Origin of the sequence: Bacillus cereus G9842, assembly GCF_000021305.1 — a bacterium.
In the GTDB taxonomy this organism is placed as follows: domain Bacteria; phylum Bacillota; class Bacilli; order Bacillales; family Bacillaceae_G; genus Bacillus_A; species Bacillus_A thuringiensis_S.
This window is the reverse complement of record NC_011772.1, coordinates 4984661-5001900: the sequence shown is the minus strand read 5'-3', so window position 1 is coordinate 5001900 and position 17240 is coordinate 4984661. Positions and strand designations below refer to the sequence as shown.

Below are 17240 nucleotides of genomic sequence, written 5' to 3'. Positions count from 1 at the left end.
TGATAAATTGCAGCTTTTTACAATTTATACTATGATAAAGATATTAACAGAAGATCGTATAAACATGAGGGATGATGAACATGAAATTTACAAAGATTCTTGTCCAAATTGCTGCTCTTTACGTGTTTTATATGGTTGGAACTTGGGTGCAAGAAATGCTAAATATTCCAATTCCAGGAAGTTTGATTGGGATGTTCCTCTTACTTGTTTTACTTAGCCTAAAAGTTCTTCCAGTGAAATGGTTCGATTTAGGAGCAGAAACACTCGTTGCTATTATGCCGTTTTTATTAATTCCGCCAACGCTTGGCTTAATGAATTACGGTGCTTTTTTTATGAGTAAAGGAATTTCTCTTTTCATTACAGTTGTAGCGAGTACATTTTTAATTATTATTGTCGCAGGACATACAGGACAATATCTTGCGAATAGGAAGGAAAGAGAGTCGCGATGAGCCAAATATTAATCGGAATCGGTTGGGTTCTTTTTACGGTGCTATTATATCAATTATCTAAAAAAATCTATAAATTATTTCCAACACCATTCACCATTCCAATGCTTGTAGCAACAGGATTAATGGCTTTCCTATTTATCGTGCTTGATATACCATATCAACATTATATGGAAAGTGGTGGTGGCTGGATTGCAAAGCTACTTGGACCCGGTGTTGTAGCATTTGCAATTCCTCTTTATAAACAACGTCATGTTCTGCAAAAGTATGTTGTACCGATTGCCGGCGGGGTATTAGTAGGTACAACAGTTGCAATCGCTAGTGATTTTGCCATTGCTTCACTTATGGGAACAGATAAAAGCTTAATCTTATCGTCTTTACCAAAATCGGTGACAATGCCAGTTGCGATGAGCGTTTCTGAACAAGTTGGTGGTGTACCTTCCTTAACAGCAGCTTTCGTTGTTATCGCAGGTATTACTGGAACGATTACAGGACCTCTCTTATTAAAATGGAGCCGTGTTACAAACTCAGTTGGTAAAGGTATCGGATTTGGATGTGCTTCTCATATTATGGGCGTTATGAGAGCGATGAAAAATAACGAACATGAAGGTGTTATTGGATCGGTAACAATGACATTAACAGCAATTTTGACATGTTTACTTGGACCGTTATTTGCAATGATGTTTATGTAATGGAAGAAAAGCGGGAGCGACTCTATAGCTCTCGCTTTTCTATAGGATTTATGCTACAGTTACAATAACTGAATCTTTGTAGGAGGTACGCCAAGTGCATACGTTATTATCCGTTTTACTTATTACTGTATCGATTTTAATGATTGTTATGGTACTTATGCAGTCTAGTAATAGCTCAGGCCTTTCAGGTGCAATTTCAGGCGGTGCAGAGCAATTATTTGGTAAGCAAAAAGCACGTGGAATTGAAGCAGTATTAAACCGTATCACAATTGTTTTAGCTGTATTGTTCTTTGTATTAACAATTGCTGTTACGTACTTAAACTTATAGAATTGAAAGAAGAAGCGTTAGTAAGATGTACTAATGGTTCTTCTTTTTTGTTTTGCCATTTGAAAGATGTTTCTAATTAGATTATAGAAATATAAATATGGTACACTAGATATAGAAAGAATACGACTAGATTACAGAAGAGAAAGAGGAGAAGTACATGATGAAATTAGCATCTCCGAAACCATTTACATTTGAGGGTGGAGACCGCGCTGTTTTATTACTACATGGATTCACAGGGAACTCAGCTGATGTACGTATGTTAGGGCGTTTCTTAGAGAAGAAAGGCTACACTTGTCATGCGCCAATTTATAAAGGGCACGGTGTACCACCAGAAGAGCTTGTTCATACAGGCCCTACAGATTGGTGGCAAGATGTAACGGAGGCATATCAGCTTTTAAAAGATAAAGGTTTTGAGAAAATTGCTGTTGTTGGATTGTCACTTGGCGGCGTATTTTCTTTAAAATTAGGTTATACAGTACCGGTTTTAGGTGTAGTACCAATGTGTGCACCGATGTATATTAAGAGCGAAGAAACGATGTACCAAGGTATATTGGCATATGCCCGCGAATATAAAAAGCGTGAGCAAAAGTCACCAGAGCAAATCGAACAAGAAATGTTGGAATTCCAAAAGACACCGATGAATACATTAAAAGCATTACAACAATTAATTGCTGACGTACGTAACAATGTGGATATGATTTATGCACCAACATTTGTTGTACAAGCACGTCATGACGAAATGATTAATACAGATAGTGCTAACATTATTTATAACGGTGTAGAATCTACGTTAAAAGACATTAAATGGTATGAAGACTCTACGCATGTCATTACACTTGATAAACAACGTGACGAGCTACATGAGGATGTATATAACTTCTTGGAGCAACTAGATTGGTAAGATCTAGTTGCCTCTTTTTTTCATAAGGAATTTTTTGTGAAAACTGTAAAAATCATAAGAGGAGTATTGAAGTTTCACTTTATACATCCCCTATCTTTCGGATACACTAAATAATATAAGGTTTTAAAGGAGGTATTTTTGCTTGGAAGAAATCACACAAGAACATATTGATAAGTTGTTATTATTTATGAGAGAAGAAGCGTATAAACCGCTAACGATACAAGAGTTAGAAGAGGCATTTGGAATTGAAGGTTCTGAGGGCTTTAAAGATTTTGTAAAAGCACTTGTAATGATGGAAGAGAAGGGACTTGTTATTCGTACACGTAGTAATCGATACGGTCTTCCTGAAAAGATGAATTTAGTACGAGGTAAGTTAATTGGACATGCACGTGGCTTTGCTTTCGTTGTGCCAGAAGAGAAGAAAACTGGAGACGATGATCTTTTCATCCCTCCTACAGAATTAAACGGTGCACTTCATGGCGATACAGTATTAGCACGCCTTAGTTCTCAATCGAGCGGTTCACGTCAAGAAGGTTCAATTGTACGCATTTTAGAGCGTGGAACGAAAGAACTTGTTGGTACATATACAGAATCGAAAAACTTTGGATTTGTTATACCTGACAATAAGCGCTGGACGAGTGATATCTTTATCTTGAAAAGTGCATCAATGGGTGCTGTAGAAGGTCATAAAGTAGTTGTGAAAATTACGAGCTATCCAGAAAACCGTTTAAGCGCAGAAGGTGAAGTTATTCAAATTCTAGGTCATAAAAATGATCCAGGAGTAGATATTTTATCTGTCATTCATAAACATCATTTACCTTTAGCATTCCCTGAAGAAGTGATGGAGCATGCAAACAGTGTACCAGAAACGATTTCAGAAGAAGATTTAAAGGATCGTCGTGATTTACGTGATCAAATGATCGTAACGATTGATGGTGCAGACGCGAAAGACTTAGATGATGCTGTTACAGTAACGAAGCTTGAGAACGGTAACTACAAGCTTGGCGTTCACATTGCGGATGTAAGTCATTACGTTCAAGAAGGTTCTCCAATTGATGTAGAAGCAGCGGAAAGAGCGACGAGTGTGTATCTTGTTGACCGTGTAATTCCGATGATTCCACATCGTCTATCTAACGGTATTTGCTCATTAAACCCGAAAGTAGACCGTCTGACATTATCTTGTGAAATGGAAATCAACAACTTAGGTGATGTTGTTAAACACGAGATTTTCCAAAGTGTGATTAAAACGACAGAGCGTATGACGTATGCTGACGTAAGAAGCATTTTAGAAGATGAGGACGAAGAGTTAATTAAGCGTTATGAGCCATTAGTACCGATGTTTAAAGAGATGGGTCAATTGGCACAAATTCTACGTGAAAAACGTATGCGCCGTGGTGCAATTGACTTTGACTTTAAAGAAGCGAAAGTATTAGTAGATGAAGAAGGAAAACCGACTGATGTTGTTATGCGCGATCGTTCTGTATCAGAGAAGTTAATTGAAGAATTTATGCTTGTTGCGAATGAAACAGTAGCAGAGCACTTCCACTGGATGAACGTACCGTTTATGTACCGTGTCCATGAAGATCCGAAAGAAGATAAGCTTGAGCGTTTCTTCGAGTTTGTAACGAACTTCGGATATGCGGTAAAAGGACGTGCGAATGAAGTACACCCTCGTGCGCTGCAACAAATTCTTGAAATGGTTCAAGGACAGCCTGAAGAAGTAGTTATTTCAACGGTTATGCTTCGTTCTATGAAGCAAGCTCGTTACGATGCGGATAGTTTAGGGCATTTCGGTTTATCAACTGAGTTCTACACACATTTCACATCACCAATTCGTCGTTACCCAGATACAATCGTTCATAGATTAATTCGTGAATACATTATTAATGGTAAAGTCGACAATGAAACGCAAGCAAAATGGCGTGAAAAATTACCTGAGATTGCAGAGCACTCTTCTAATATGGAACGCCGTGCTGTTGAAGCAGAGCGTGAAACAGATGAGATGAAAAAAGCAGAGTATATGGTTGATAAGATCGGTGAAGAGTATGACGGTATGATTAGCTCTGTAACAAACTTCGGTTTATTCGTAGAGCTTCCAAATACAATTGAAGGTCTTGTACACGTTAGCTACTTAACGGATGATTACTACCGTTATGACGAGCAGCATTTCGCTATGATCGGAGAGCGTACAGGAAACGTATTCCGCATCGGTGACGAAATTACAATTCGTGTTATTAACGTAAATAAAGACGAGCGTGCAATCGACTTTGAAATCGTTGGCATGAAAGGTACACCTCGTCGTAAGTTCAAAGATCGTCCAGTCGTTATCGAGCAGCCAAGAACAGGCAGAAAGAAACGCGGTGGACGTAGCGAGCGCAGTAATGAGCGCGGCGGTGAACGTGGCACAGGTAGAAAGTTTGACCGTGGTGGCAAAGGTAAAAGCACAGGAAGAGGATCCGCATCAGCAACAGCATCCACGTCTGCTAGTCAGCCAGGGAAAAAAGATGGTAATGGCAAGAAGAAAAAAGGATTCTTCGAAAACGTACCAGGATTCAAGAAGAAAAAGAAAAAGCGTAAGTAAGAAAAGGATGGCTTCGCTTTGATGAAAAGCGAGGCTTTTTCTTTTTTTATTAGTGGCTTGAGAGCGAGCCACTTTCGCTTTTAATGGAATCCAGCTACAGTGGCTAGAATGTTTGGCGGCTTCACTTCTTCCCGAGAGGCAAAGAGCGCCTCAAGGTCAGAAGCTCCATCCACCTCACATTCTGAGCGAGCCACTTTCGCTTTCTAATGGAATCCAGCTACAGTGGCTAGAATGTTCGGCGGCTTCACTTCTTCCCGAGAGGCAAAGAGCGCCTCAAGGTCAGAAGCTCCATCCACCTCACATTCTGAGCGAGCCACTTTCGCTTTCTAATGGAATCCAGCTACAGTGGCTAGAATGTTCGGCGGCTTCACTTCTTCCCGAGAGGCAAAGAGCGCCTCAAGGTCAGAAGCTCCATCCGTCTCACATTCTGAACGAGCCACTTTCGCTTTTTATTAACATTTGTTACAATAGTAAAAATAGAGGAGGGACGTTATATGCCAAAGGGTACAGGTAAGGTTATTGCACAAAATAAAAAAGCATTTCATGATTATTTCATCGAAGAAACATACGAGGCAGGGCTTGTCCTTCAAGGAACGGAAATTAAGTCGATTCGCGCTGGTCGCGTGAACTTGAAAGATGCGTTTGCACGTATACATAACGGTGAAGTATGGGTTCATAATATGCACATTAATACATACGAACAAGGGAATCGTTTCAACCATGATCCACTTCGTACGAGAAAATTACTTCTTCATAAAAAAGAAATTGATAAGCTAGCGGGCGCTGCAAAAGAAACAGGTTACGCATTAGTTCCACTTAGAATCTATTTGAAAAATGGATTTGCAAAAATGGCACTTGGTTTAGCAAAAGGTAAGAAACAATATGATAAACGTCACGATTTAAAAGAGAAAGAAGCGAAACGTGAAATTGCACGCGTGTTCCGTGATCGCCAAAAGATGTAATACAGATATTTACATTTGTAAAACGGCGCGCGTATGATATAATAACTTATGTAAGGTTGTTGCACATTGAAAAACAGCTCTTAGTAGCTATCACGATATTTTCTTCGTATGCTCCATTTTTATCATGGGGACGTTACGGATTCGACAGGGATAGTTCGAGCTTAGGTTGCGAGTCGAGGGGATCGGCCTCGTTAAAACGTCAAAGCCTATAATTGGCAAACAAAACAATCTTTCTTTAGCTGCTTAATTGCACTAAAGGTTCCTCCCTCCATCGTCCATGTGGTAGGGTAAGGGACTCAAACTAAGTGGACTACGCCGGAGTTCGCCGTCTGAGGGCGAAGGAAGAGAACAATCAGACTAGCAACTTGGAAGCCTGTCGATAGGCCGAAGAGTTCGCGAAATGCTAATATATCGACTACACTCGTAGAAGCTTAAGTGCCGATATTTTTGGACGTGGGTTCGACTCCCACCGTCTCCACCAATACATATTTGGTGGTTTTTTATTTTGTATGATATGAACCATAACTTTGCCAGATTGGCGAGGTTATGGTTCTTTTTGTTTGCGGCAAAGATATGGTTCTAACAAACTCTTTTTATATTACTTATAAAAGGAGTAGCATCATGGAAATGGGTATATACAACGTTAAGAAAATTACAACATATAAAAAGGAAATTCCTAAGTGCAAAGGAATTTCCTTTTTATAACTGGCTCATGTTGCTAGCGCCTTCTTTAATTTAATTACATTTACTCCCTCATTTTTCTAATAATGGAGCAAACTTTTCATGTTTATAAATTCCTTCAGATTCTGAAAATGCTTGAGAAAGAACAGTATCAATAGACTTAATTAATGAATTTAGGGCATATTGGACTGAACCATTCTCGAAATCCTCTAATTTCTCCGGTAATTCATCTTCGTCTAAAATAAAGTATTCACCATTTGGAAGTGCTAAAATATCAATAATTAAATCTTCAAAAGTCACCATTTTATCATTTATACATGTATTCTTTACAATGTTAAAATAGGAGCCTAGGTAATTCCCTTTATTGTCCCTCCAGAAATATAAATTATATGGACGATCTTTCCAATAATAAGCTATTGTATAACTTCCTCTAGGAATCGTTAATTTGTTTCGACCAGCCAACATTGTAAAGGAGTCTTCGATAATGTGAAATAGCACAAGGCTTTGATCTTGTGCATTTAAAAACTTACATTTATATTCTAGAACTTTAGAATCATATCGTATTTTCCTCTCTATAATTTCATCGCAGTGACATTGATGTGTATTTAAATTAAACAAAATTGTATTCACCCCTTCTTTAATCTACTAAATTAATTATGGTATAAGTTGGTAAAACTGTATGCCTCCTCTTGCGGTCAGCTTATGGGTTAATAATTAACTTACGGCCAAATTATGCTTCCCATTCTAGTGAATAATTAAATAATTATCTGCAAAAACAAGGGTTTTCTGGAAAACTTATGCTTCCTGTAGCGGCAACTTTATGGGTAAAGTCAAATTGTATGATATGAACCATAACTTTGCCAGGTTGGCGAGGTTATGGTTTTTTTGTTTGTGGTTTTATAGAATGCTGAAGTTGATGGGACGGTATCCTTGAAACAGAGAATAAAAAAATGGTTATTGATGATAAGTAGGGAGGTACTATAGCTGCTAGTAAACGCCCAACTGGTGAGTTTGTATTAAAATTTTAATTTATTACAATCTTCATATGTTTTGTGTTTTTAACCATACCTATTGTAAGATTATATAGAGTTCTCCTAATAAGCTGTTTTAATGGATTATTTAGGAATCTTAAATTTATAAATCTTAAATTGTTTTTTCGGGATAATTTTTTATCTAAATAAGTTATATTGAAGTAGAGGTGAACCATCGGTGAGGCAGGTGTTAGTAATTAAGAATGAAAGGTCTTTAGCGAAGAAAATCGTAAGCGGTCTAACGCAAGAAGGCTATTTCATTTTAAAACTTCACAATGAAAACGAAGGTTTAAATATAATATATGAACAAGATTGGGATATTATCGTATTGGATTGGGATTCATTAAGTATATCGGGACCGGAAATTTGCAGACAAATACGACTTGTTAAAACGACACCGATAATTATTGTGACCGACAATATTTCTAGCGAGGATTGCGTGGCAGGGCTACAAGCAGGTGCAGATGATTATATAAGAAAACCATTTGTGAAAGAAGAATTAGTAGCAAGGGTTCAAGCTATTTTAAGGAGAAGTGATTGTAACCAGCAAAATGAGACGAATTTTTTTCAGTTTAAAGATCTCTTTGTTGATGCATCTAGCAATATTGTGAAAAAAGGTGGCGAAAACCTCTCGCTTACTAAGCGCGAGTACGACTTACTTGTATTTTTAATCAAGAATAAAAACACAATATTAAGCCGTGAAATGCTTTTGAATCAAGTTTGGGGATATAACGTAGTAGTAAATCCAAATGTAGTAGATTTATATATTGGGTATGTAAGAAAAAAGTTAAAGTGCGAGAAGAAAGACAGATATATTCAAACGATACATGGTAGAGGTTATTCAATGATTGAATGATAAAATAAGGTAATAGAAAAAAAAGTAAAACTGTTTCATTCAGTTTTACTCTTTTTTCTATTGAACCTAATAATCAAATAGTTTCTTAGAAGTATTAAAAGACGTAAAAAAATGGATTATAAAAATATTAGCTATTAATGAGCGTGTTTTGTAGAGGAAATCATGATTAATCAACACGCCTGACTTCACATATTACTTTTGGTGCCTGATTTTATGAATTCACACCATTCACAAGATTTTCACAGAATTAATGACTATACTAATTAACAGGATGTTCAAATGAAAATGATTATCAATAGCGATTCAATTGAATAAAAATTAATTTCTAATTCAATCTATGGATGTCATCATTTTCGAAATAAATTACACTATAAGGAGTATACATATGAAAAAATCTATGCTTTTAAAATTAGTGAGTATTCTAGCAATTTTTACTTTAATGTTAGTAGCTTGCTCAAATCCAAGTAATGATACTAAAGAGTCAAAAGCTAATAAAGATAATGGTAGTGATAAGACAAAAACGGTTGAAATCACTGATGCTCATGGAACTGTTAAAGTCCCTGTAAACCCAAAGAATGTAGTTGCTTTGGATAACAGAACTTTTGAAACTTTATCTGATTGGGGAATTAAATTAGCGGCTGCTCCAAAGGATATCATGCCTGCAGATTCAGCATATAAAAAGGATGATTCAGTTCAAAACATTGGAAATCACCGTGAACCAAATCTTGAAATTATTGCAGCTGCAAATCCTGAACTTGTAATCGTTGGTCAAAGATTTGCTGGTCATTACGAAGAAATCAAAAAATTAGTACCAAATGCAGCTGTTATTGATCTTAATGTTGATGTATCTGAGAAGGCTACTAAGCCTGGCGAAAACTTAGTAAAAGGACTTAAAGATTCTACAGTTACTTTAGGGAAAATCTTTGATAAAGATAAAGAAGCTAAAAAATTAGTAGCTGATTTTGATAAATCTATTGAAAACGCAAAATCTGCTTATAACGGAAAAGATAAAGTTATGAGTGTTATCGTTACTGGTGGGAATATCGGTTTTGCTGCGCCGCACTCTGGTCGTGTTTGGGGACCAATGTATGAAATTTTCGGTTGGACTCCAGCATTAGAAGTTTCAAATTCTACTGCAGGTCATAAAGGTGACGACGTTTCTGTTGAAGCTATTGCACAAACAAATCCTGATTGGATTTTCGTATTAGATCGTGATGCTGCAACATCTGATGCAGCCACTTCAGCTCCAGCTAAGGATGTTATTTCTAAATCACCTGCTCTTCAAAACACAACTGCTGTTTCTAAAAACCAGGTTATTTATGCACCAGAAGATACTTACACAAATGAATCAATTCAAACTTATATAGAGTTATTTGGAAATATTTCAAAAACTTTAGCTAAGTAGTGTAAAGGAGTACGAAGCAGTGTCAAAAAATATAATTTCTAGGGTTGAGAATATTTCTCAACCCCAGTTTTATAATCACAATAAATTATGGACAAAACCTTTTATAATAGCGATTATAGTTGTTCTAATTTTAGGGATTATATCACTGTTTACTGGAGTTTATGATATACGTGGACAAGAGGACGGAATGGAGATGTTTTTCATCACTCGTGTTCCAAGAACAGTTGCATTAATGCTTACTGGAGCTGCAATGGCGATGGCAGGGCTCGTAATGCAACTCATTACACAGAATCGCTTTGTTGAACCTACTACAACAGGGACTATTGAATGGTCAGGCTTAGGCCTGCTTTTTGTGTATTTACTATTTCCTGCCCCAACTTTAGTTCAAAGAATGACTGGTGCAATCATTTTTTCTTTTATAGGAACTATGATTTTTTTTCTATTTTTAAGAAGAGTTAAGCTTCGTTCGTCTTTAATTGTCCCGATTATTGGATTGATGCTTGGAGCAGTTATTTCTGCAGTGTCTACTTTTTTGGGACTCCTTTTTCAAAAGACGCAAAGTATTGAAACTTGGTTCGTAGGTTCATTTGCGAACGTTCAGGTAGGAAGATATGAATATTTATGGCTGATTGTTATCATTACTTTTCTTATTTTTATGTATGCTAATAGATTGACTTTAGCTGGACTAGGAGAAGATGTCGCAACAAGCCTTGGAGTTAATTACAATAGAATTGTTCTTTTTGGGACTGCTCTTATATCTGTTGCAGTTGGAATTGTTGCAGCTGTTATTGGACACTTACCTTTCTTAGGATTAATTGTGCCAAATATCGTTTCAATGTTTAGAGGTGATGATCTTAGGAGTAATTTACCTTGGGTTTGTGTGATCGGAATGGGGTCAATAACTGCCTGTGACATCATTTCTCGAACAATTATACAGCCTTTTGAATTACCTGTTTCTTTAATACTTGCAACAGTGGGAGCAGTCGTGTTTATTACTATTTTATTGAGACAAAGAAAACCAAGGAGGCTACGATGATCACATTAGAATATAGAAAAAAAGAAAATGTCGAAATCGATTCTAGCCTTCATAATGAAAGTAGATCAGCTAGCGCTTTTCGGTCTAAGAAGGAAGCAAGACGTTATTGGATTTTACTGATTACATTGATTGCTTTAGGTCTTCTTTCTTCATATGGACTTTTAGTTTATAACAATCCAGTTCCGATAGATTCACCTTCTTTTATCCCAGTCGTTAAGAGAAGGATAGTAGCTATTGTTGCAATGATTATCGCTGCAGTTTGCCATAGCTTGTCGACAGTTGCTTTCCAATCTATTACGAATAATAAAATTATTACTCCATCGCTTTTAGGTTTCGAATCACTTTATTCAGCAATTCAAACGAGTACAATATTCTTCTTTGGTGCTAGTGCATTAATAAATTTTAATGGAATTGGATCATTTTTATTCCAAGTTGTTGTTATGGTCTTCATGAGTTTGATACTTTATGGATGGTTACTTTCCGGTAAATACGGGAATTTACAACTTATGCTTTTAGTTGGAATTATTATTGGTACCGGGCTAAATTCAGTGTCAACTTTCATGAGAAAACTACTTGCGCCTTCAGAATTTGATATTTTACAAGCAAGATTATTTGGTTCTGTTAATCATGCAGATCCTGCATATTTTCCTATTGTAATTCCTATGATCATAATTGTAGCAGTATTAATTTTGGCTCATTCTAAGAATTTGAATGTTTTGTCACTAGGAAAAGATGTTGCTACTTCTTTTGGTGTTAAATATCAACCTAGTGTAATTTATACGCTTGTATTAGTAGCTATTTTGATGTCTATTTCAACAGCTCTAATTGGACCACTTACTTTCTACGGCTTTTTAGTAGCAACTTTGAGTTATCAGGCAGCGTCAACTTATGATCATAGATACATTTTTCCGATGGCTTTTGCTATAGGATTTTTAATAATGACGAGTGCATACTTTTTAATGTATCATGTATTCCATGCTCAAGGTGTAGTTTCAGTTATTATTGAATTATTTGGTGGAATCATATTCTTAACTATAGTTTTAAGGAAGAGGGCTTTATGATAAAAATTGATAATGTTAAAAAGTTCTATACTGATAAGGTGAAGATAGGACCTTTGGATATTGAAATACCAAAAGCAGGCTTTACTTCTTTAATTGGACCAAATGGCGCTGGAAAGTCTACGACACTTTTGATGATTGGAAGACTTTTAGATATGGATGAAGGTCAAATTCAGGTAGCAAATATGGATGTTTCTGAATCCAAATCAAAAGACTTAGCAAAAATTTTGACTATATTGCGACAAGAAAATCATTTTGTAACTAGGCTTACTGTTAGACAATTAGTTGGATTTGGGCGCTTTCCTTATTCAAAGGGAAGATTGACTAAAGAAGATGAGGTTATCATTTCTAAATATATTGATTTCTTAGATTTAACTAGTTTAGAGAATAGATATTTAGATGAGCTTTCTGGTGGTCAAAGACAAAGGGCATATGTAGCGATGGTATTGTGCCAAGAGACGGAATATGTACTTTTGGACGAACCTTTGAACAACCTTGATGTTGCTCGTTCTGTTCAAATGATGGAGCATTTGAGACGTGCAGCTAATGAATTTGGACGAACAATTTTGACTGTCATGCATGACATAAATTTTGCGGCTAAATACTCTGATAAAATTTGTGCTATGAAAGATGGACAAATTGCTGCTTTTGGAACAGTAGAAGAGGTTATGGATCCAACACTTTTGACAGATATTTTTGAAACAAAAATAGAAATTATTAATGGTCCTTATGGGCCAATAGCAGTTTATTAGTTATAAAATGTCTTGCGTAGATTATGCAAGACACTCTAGTTGAAGTTGCTGTCTGTATTTTATAGGCAGCAACTTTTTTTATGTGATTACTCATAAAATGCAAAAGAATGCTTCACCTTTTCAAGTATGTACCAAACGAAAAAAATATCTCTGTATAACTTTTTAAAAGAATTCAGTTTGTTTTTGATATGTAATATTGCATATCAGAGTGTATTGATAAAAGTGTAAGGTGTCACTATAATGAGGGCATAAAGATAAACCACATTATCGTAGCAAGAAAAAGGAGGAAATAATATGGAAATCGCAATGGCAGTTTTAAAATTTGTAGGTGGCGTAATCCCGTTAATTCAAGAACTTTTAAAAGCATTTATGTAAGTTTATTAATTAGCTATCATTTATCAATCATTATCATATTTTACTAAAAAAAGAACGGGGTGATTTTTCTGAATATTAAGAAAAACACTAAAAGAAGAAAGTTCCTTGCATGTTTATTAGTTAGTTTATGCACTATTAATTATTCATCTATTTCCTTCGCAGAAACACAAGCAAGTAATGTAACTGATGTAACTAAAAATGCTAGTGGCATTGATACTGGTATAGCAAATCTTAAATATAATAATCAAGAGGTTTTAGCTGTAAATGGTGATAAAGTAGAGAGTTTTGTTCCGAAAGAAAGTATCAATTCAAATGGTAAATTTGTAGTAGTGGAACGCGAGAAAAAATCACTTACAACGTCACCGGTCGATATTTCAATTATTGATTCTGTAGTGAATCGCACGTATCCAGGAGCTGTACAACTTGCAAATAAAGCTTTTGCAGACAATCAACCGAGTTTATTAGTGGCTAAGAGAAAGCCTTTGAATATTAGTATAGACTTACCTGGCATGAGAAAAGAAAATACAATCACTGTTCAAAATCCGACATATGGTAATGTAGCTGGAGCAGTAGACGATTTAGTATCTACTTGGAATGAAAAGTATTCTACAACACATACGTTACCTGCAAGAATGCAGTATACAGAATCTATGGTTTATAGTAAATCACAAATCGCAAGTGCTCTTAATGTTAACGCTAAATATCTTGATAACAGTCTAAACATTGATTTTAATGCGGTTGCAAATGGAGAGAAGAAAGTGATGGTAGCGGCATATAAGCAAATATTTTATACGGTAAGTGCTGAACTACCTAACAATCCATCCGATCTTTTTGATAATAGTGTTACTTTTGACGAGTTAACTCGTAAAGGTGTAAGTAATTCGGCTCCACCTGTTATGGTTTCAAATGTAGCTTATGGTAGAACCGTTTATGTAAAATTAGAAACAACATCTAAGAGTAAAGATGTACAAGCTGCTTTTAAAGCCTTACTTAAGAATAACAGCGTCGAAACGAGTGGACAGTATAAAGATATTTTTGAAGAAAGTACCTTTACTGCTGTAGTATTAGGCGGAGATGCGAAAGAGCATAACAAGGTTGTTACTAAAGATTTCAATGAAATCCGAAATATCATTAAAGATAATGCTGAATTAAGTCTTAAAAATCCAGCATATCCAATTTCATATACAAGCACTTTCTTAAAAGATAATGCAACTGCCGCTGTTCATAACAATACAGATTATATTGAGACGAAAACTACAGAATATTCAAGTGCTAAAATGACACTTGATCATTACGGTGCTTACGTTGCTCAATTTGATGTATCTTGGGATGAATTCACATTTGACCAAAAGGGTAACGAAGTACTAACACATAAAACATGGGATGGTAGCGGAAAAGACAAAACGGCTCATTACTCTACAGTTATCCCTCTTCCACCGAACTCAAAAAATATAAAAATTGTAGCAAGAGAATGTACAGGTCTTGCATGGGAATGGTGGAGAACAATTATTAATGAACAAAACGTTCCATTAACAAATGAAATAAAAGTTTCAATTGGAGGAACAACATTATATCCAACTGCTAGTATTAGTCATTAGTTATAAAAAAAGCGCCCTATAAGTAGGGCGCTTTTTACTCTTTCCAAAATTGTTCTAATAGAATGACAAGCATGGTACCCACAAGTAAGCCATTACTTAAAACATATTGTAAGGAAGAAGGAACTCCGCTAAATGCACTTTCTGGAAGAAACAATATTCCCAAACTGATTAATAATGAAATTCCTAATATAGTTAATCGGCGTTGATTTAAATCTTCACGTAAAATGGATTGAAATGAAATGCCTATTACTTGGACAAATGTAGCTAAAAGTGCAGCATTAGCAATAGGTCCTGGTAGCAAGGATATAAAGTTTACAATTGAGGGAATAAAAGAAATTCCTGCTAATATAAGACTTGCTATAAGGAATGACTTCACTTTTCTTTGTCCTGTTAGTTGGATAAATCCTGCTGATGCAGGTAATGGTACAATTCCAATTGTAGAGAACAACGACGAGATAATATGTGATATACCTCCGACCCATACACCACGGTTCAGTGTTTGCTTTTCATTTTCTTTAGATAATGGAGCCACTTGTTTTACAGCCGAAATAGCAGCGATTGTATTTGCAACTAAAAGAAATGTAAATAAAGTTGCAGTTAGAGTCATTCCAATATCGAATCTAGGTGTGCCCCAAGCAAATATCTCTGGTAACTTAACTAGCGTTGTATGCGAAGGGATATGAGATGATTTTCCTAATACTGCATACAAAAGCCAACCACATGAAATTCCAAGTAACACAGCGTAACTTTTCATCCATCCTTTCCCTTTAATTGATAAGAAAGTAATAAGGGCAAAAACAAAGAGAGCAATAGTAGCTGTTGTATAGTCAGGATGGGTTGCAGATCCTTGTAATCCTATCATTCCTTTTAGTAACACACCACTAAGCTGAAGAGATAATATTAAAAGAAAGGTTCCTGTAACCAAGGGTGTAAATAAGCGTAAGATTCGATGAACAAGCCCTGTTATACCAAGAAAGAAGAGTAATATACCTGCAATAATTAATCCGCCTTCTAAAAGTTGCAATACGTCTTTTGCACTTTGTCCCTGATGCATAGCGACTTGTCCCAATATGACAAATATACTTACCCATGAACCGGCTGGCCCGTCCGCAATGGGGTAACGATGCCCAAACCACGCTTGTAGAAACGAACTTACTCCCACGACTAAAAAAGTTCGCTGCATTAATGTTGAGACATCCTCTATTGGTAAATGGAATATGCCACCAATAATGATAGGTAACGCAATTGCATTTGCTAATAGAAACACAAACCATTGTAGAATACTAAAACTCGTATCAAAGTGTTTTTTATTCATATTATTCTCCTTTGCCGAAAAAGAATCTCATAGTAAAAATCCATCCTTTCTACACAGTTAGATTAAAAAGGATGGATTTATTAAATCTATAAAATTATTTTAATTATATAGATAGATTTTTAATTAATTACCATGTACGGAATGGTAAGAATTTCCCATTAAGTGTAATCACGATACGAGGATCGCCACCTTTTGGATCTTCTTGTGTATCCACACCTAGGTTGAAGTTAATCGCACTCATTACACCTTCGCCGGCTTTTTCTAAGATTAACTCTCTAATAGTTGGTGCATATTGTAACATCATTTCATATAAACGATATGCAATCGGGTCCGTAGGAGGCATTTCCATCACTTGGCCGCGAAGTGGAACTACTGTTAATGCTTGAACTACTTTTTCATCTAATTCTAATAGTTTACCAATTTTTTCTGCTTCTGGACGTGTCATTGTAGCTTGTCCTAATAACGCTGTTACAACCCAAGTCTCAGAGTGTTCACTTACTTTTGCAATTTCTTCCCAAGTTAACCCTTTTTCAATTTTTGCCGCTAAAATTTTTTGCGTAGCTTCTTGTCTATTCATATCTAATACTTGTTTTTTCATATCTCATAACTTCCCTTCATATACGTGATAATTATTATTTTGTTTTACTATTTAACGCTTTATATCCATCAACCACTACATCTAATTTACCTGTGTGAGGGTCAATAACTAAACCATGTACAGGAACATCTTTTGGGATAAGTGGATGATTTCTTACTAAATCAACATTAGCTTGCGTTGAGTCGCAAACATCATCGAATCCGAATAACCATTTTTCAAGGTCAATACCAGCATATTCAATCGCTGATAAAATTTCTGATGAAGCTACTCCGCGATCTAATATTTTTTGAAGTGTTCCTTTTGGATTCGTTTGGCTCGCGCCACATCTATGGTGTCCAATAAGGAAGATTTCATCTGCATTTAAATCGTATACTGATGCTACAACACTTTGCATAACACTATCGAAAGCAGAAGCAATTTTACCACCTGCATTTCTGATAACCTTTGCATCACCATCGTGTATATCTAAAGCTTTTGGAAGTAGCTCAATTAAACGAGCATCCATGCAAGAAACAACAACCATACGTTTTTTAGGCATTTTTGTCGCTTCACGAGGAGCGTATTCCTTATTTTCTACAAAATGTTCATTGAACGATAGAATTTCTTGTAATAACATATGTGTAAC

16 protein-coding genes and 1 other RNA gene are annotated in these 17240 nt (G+C 35.9%); 13 read left to right on the top strand and 4 right to left on the bottom strand.

From position 1 onward, the window contains the following. Positions 1-80 precede the first annotated feature (80 nt). The 7 genes from BCG9842_RS25405 (at position 81) to ssrA (ending at position 6391) form a co-directional block, all read left to right on the top strand. Positions 81-449, top strand: a complete 369-nt coding sequence (locus BCG9842_RS25405; RefSeq protein ID WP_000673222.1) for a CidA/LrgA family holin-like protein — start codon at positions 81-83, stop codon at positions 447-449. Beyond that, the gene (locus BCG9842_RS25400; RefSeq protein WP_000078304.1) at positions 446-1138 is read left to right on the top strand and encodes an LrgB family protein; all 693 of its coding nucleotides are present in this window, start codon (positions 446-448) and stop codon (positions 1136-1138) included. The genes BCG9842_RS25405 and BCG9842_RS25400 overlap by 4 nt, the downstream gene beginning before the upstream one ends. A gap of 94 nt (positions 1139-1232) precedes the next feature. Beyond that, on the top strand, positions 1233-1466 hold the full coding sequence (secG, locus tag BCG9842_RS25395; RefSeq protein WP_000557266.1) for a preprotein translocase subunit SecG: 234 nt from the start codon (positions 1233-1235) through the stop codon (positions 1464-1466). A 160-nt stretch (positions 1467-1626) separates the two neighbouring features. Then, a complete protein-coding gene (gene estA / locus BCG9842_RS25390; RefSeq protein WP_000761986.1) occupies positions 1627-2367 on the top strand; it encodes a carboxylesterase in 741 nt (246 codons plus the stop codon). Positions 2368-2509: 142 nt separating this feature from the next. Beyond that, positions 2510-4948, top strand: coding sequence for a ribonuclease R (gene rnr, locus BCG9842_RS25385; RefSeq protein WP_000391343.1), 2439 nt, complete (start codon positions 2510-2512; stop codon positions 4946-4948). 494 nt (positions 4949-5442) lie between these two features. Then, positions 5443-5910 carry an SsrA-binding protein gene (gene smpB / locus BCG9842_RS25375; RefSeq protein WP_001123917.1) on the top strand — a complete coding sequence of 156 codons (468 nt, stop codon included), beginning with the start codon at positions 5443-5445 and terminating at the stop codon, positions 5908-5910. Between the two features lie 126 nt (positions 5911-6036). Beyond that, positions 6037-6391: a transfer-messenger RNA gene (gene ssrA, locus BCG9842_RS30635) on the top strand. A 272-nt stretch (positions 6392-6663) separates the two neighbouring features. On the opposite strand, the gene BCG9842_RS25370 is transcribed toward ssrA, so the two are convergent. Beyond that, positions 6664-7209: a DUF402 domain-containing protein gene (locus BCG9842_RS25370; RefSeq protein ID WP_000482658.1), complete on the bottom strand. Its 546-nt coding sequence runs from the start codon at positions 7207-7209 to the stop codon at positions 6664-6666. A gap of 591 nt (positions 7210-7800) precedes the next feature. On the opposite strand from BCG9842_RS25370, the gene BCG9842_RS25365 reads away from it, so the two are divergent. The 6 genes from BCG9842_RS25365 (at position 7801) to alo (ending at position 14702) form a co-directional block, all read left to right on the top strand. Then, complete coding sequence (locus tag BCG9842_RS25365; RefSeq protein ID WP_001250260.1) at positions 7801-8478, top strand: response regulator transcription factor; 678 nt, start codon at positions 7801-7803, stop codon at positions 8476-8478. A gap of 385 nt (positions 8479-8863) precedes the next feature. Beyond that, the gene (locus tag BCG9842_RS25360) at positions 8864-9883 is read left to right on the top strand and encodes a siderophore ABC transporter substrate-binding protein (RefSeq protein ID WP_000749440.1); all 1020 of its coding nucleotides are present in this window, start codon (positions 8864-8866) and stop codon (positions 9881-9883) included. A 19-nt stretch (positions 9884-9902) separates the two neighbouring features. Further along, the gene (locus BCG9842_RS25355; RefSeq protein ID WP_000041823.1) at positions 9903-10919 is read left to right on the top strand and encodes an ABC transporter permease; all 1017 of its coding nucleotides are present in this window, start codon (positions 9903-9905) and stop codon (positions 10917-10919) included. Next, a complete protein-coding gene (locus BCG9842_RS25350) occupies positions 10916-11980 on the top strand; it encodes an iron chelate uptake ABC transporter family permease subunit (protein ID WP_000631243.1) in 1065 nt (354 codons plus the stop codon). The genes BCG9842_RS25355 and BCG9842_RS25350 overlap by 4 nt, the downstream gene beginning before the upstream one ends. Next, positions 11977-12729, top strand: a complete 753-nt coding sequence (locus tag BCG9842_RS25345; protein WP_000590056.1) for an iron ABC transporter ATP-binding protein — start codon at positions 11977-11979, stop codon at positions 12727-12729. Before BCG9842_RS25350 ends, BCG9842_RS25345 begins: the two co-directional genes overlap by 4 nt. A gap of 434 nt (positions 12730-13163) precedes the next feature. Further along, positions 13164-14702: an anthrolysin O/cereolysin O family cholesterol-dependent cytolysin Alo gene (alo, locus tag BCG9842_RS25335; RefSeq protein WP_000576734.1), complete on the top strand. Its 1539-nt coding sequence runs from the start codon at positions 13164-13166 to the stop codon at positions 14700-14702. A 34-nt stretch (positions 14703-14736) separates the two neighbouring features. On the opposite strand, the gene BCG9842_RS25330 is transcribed toward alo, so the two are convergent. The 3 genes from BCG9842_RS25330 to BCG9842_RS25320 form a co-directional block, all read right to left on the bottom strand. Then, a complete protein-coding gene (locus BCG9842_RS25330; protein ID WP_001034722.1) occupies positions 14737-16017 on the bottom strand; it encodes a purine/pyrimidine permease in 1281 nt (426 codons plus the stop codon). Between the two features lie 127 nt (positions 16018-16144). After that, positions 16145-16594, bottom strand: coding sequence for a cyanase (gene cynS, locus BCG9842_RS25325; protein ID WP_041488180.1), 450 nt, complete (start codon positions 16592-16594; stop codon positions 16145-16147). 55 nt (positions 16595-16649) lie between these two features. Next, complete coding sequence (locus BCG9842_RS25320; protein WP_000926482.1) at positions 16650-17231, bottom strand: beta-class carbonic anhydrase; 582 nt, start codon at positions 17229-17231, stop codon at positions 16650-16652. Positions 17232-17240: the final 9 nt, after the last annotated feature.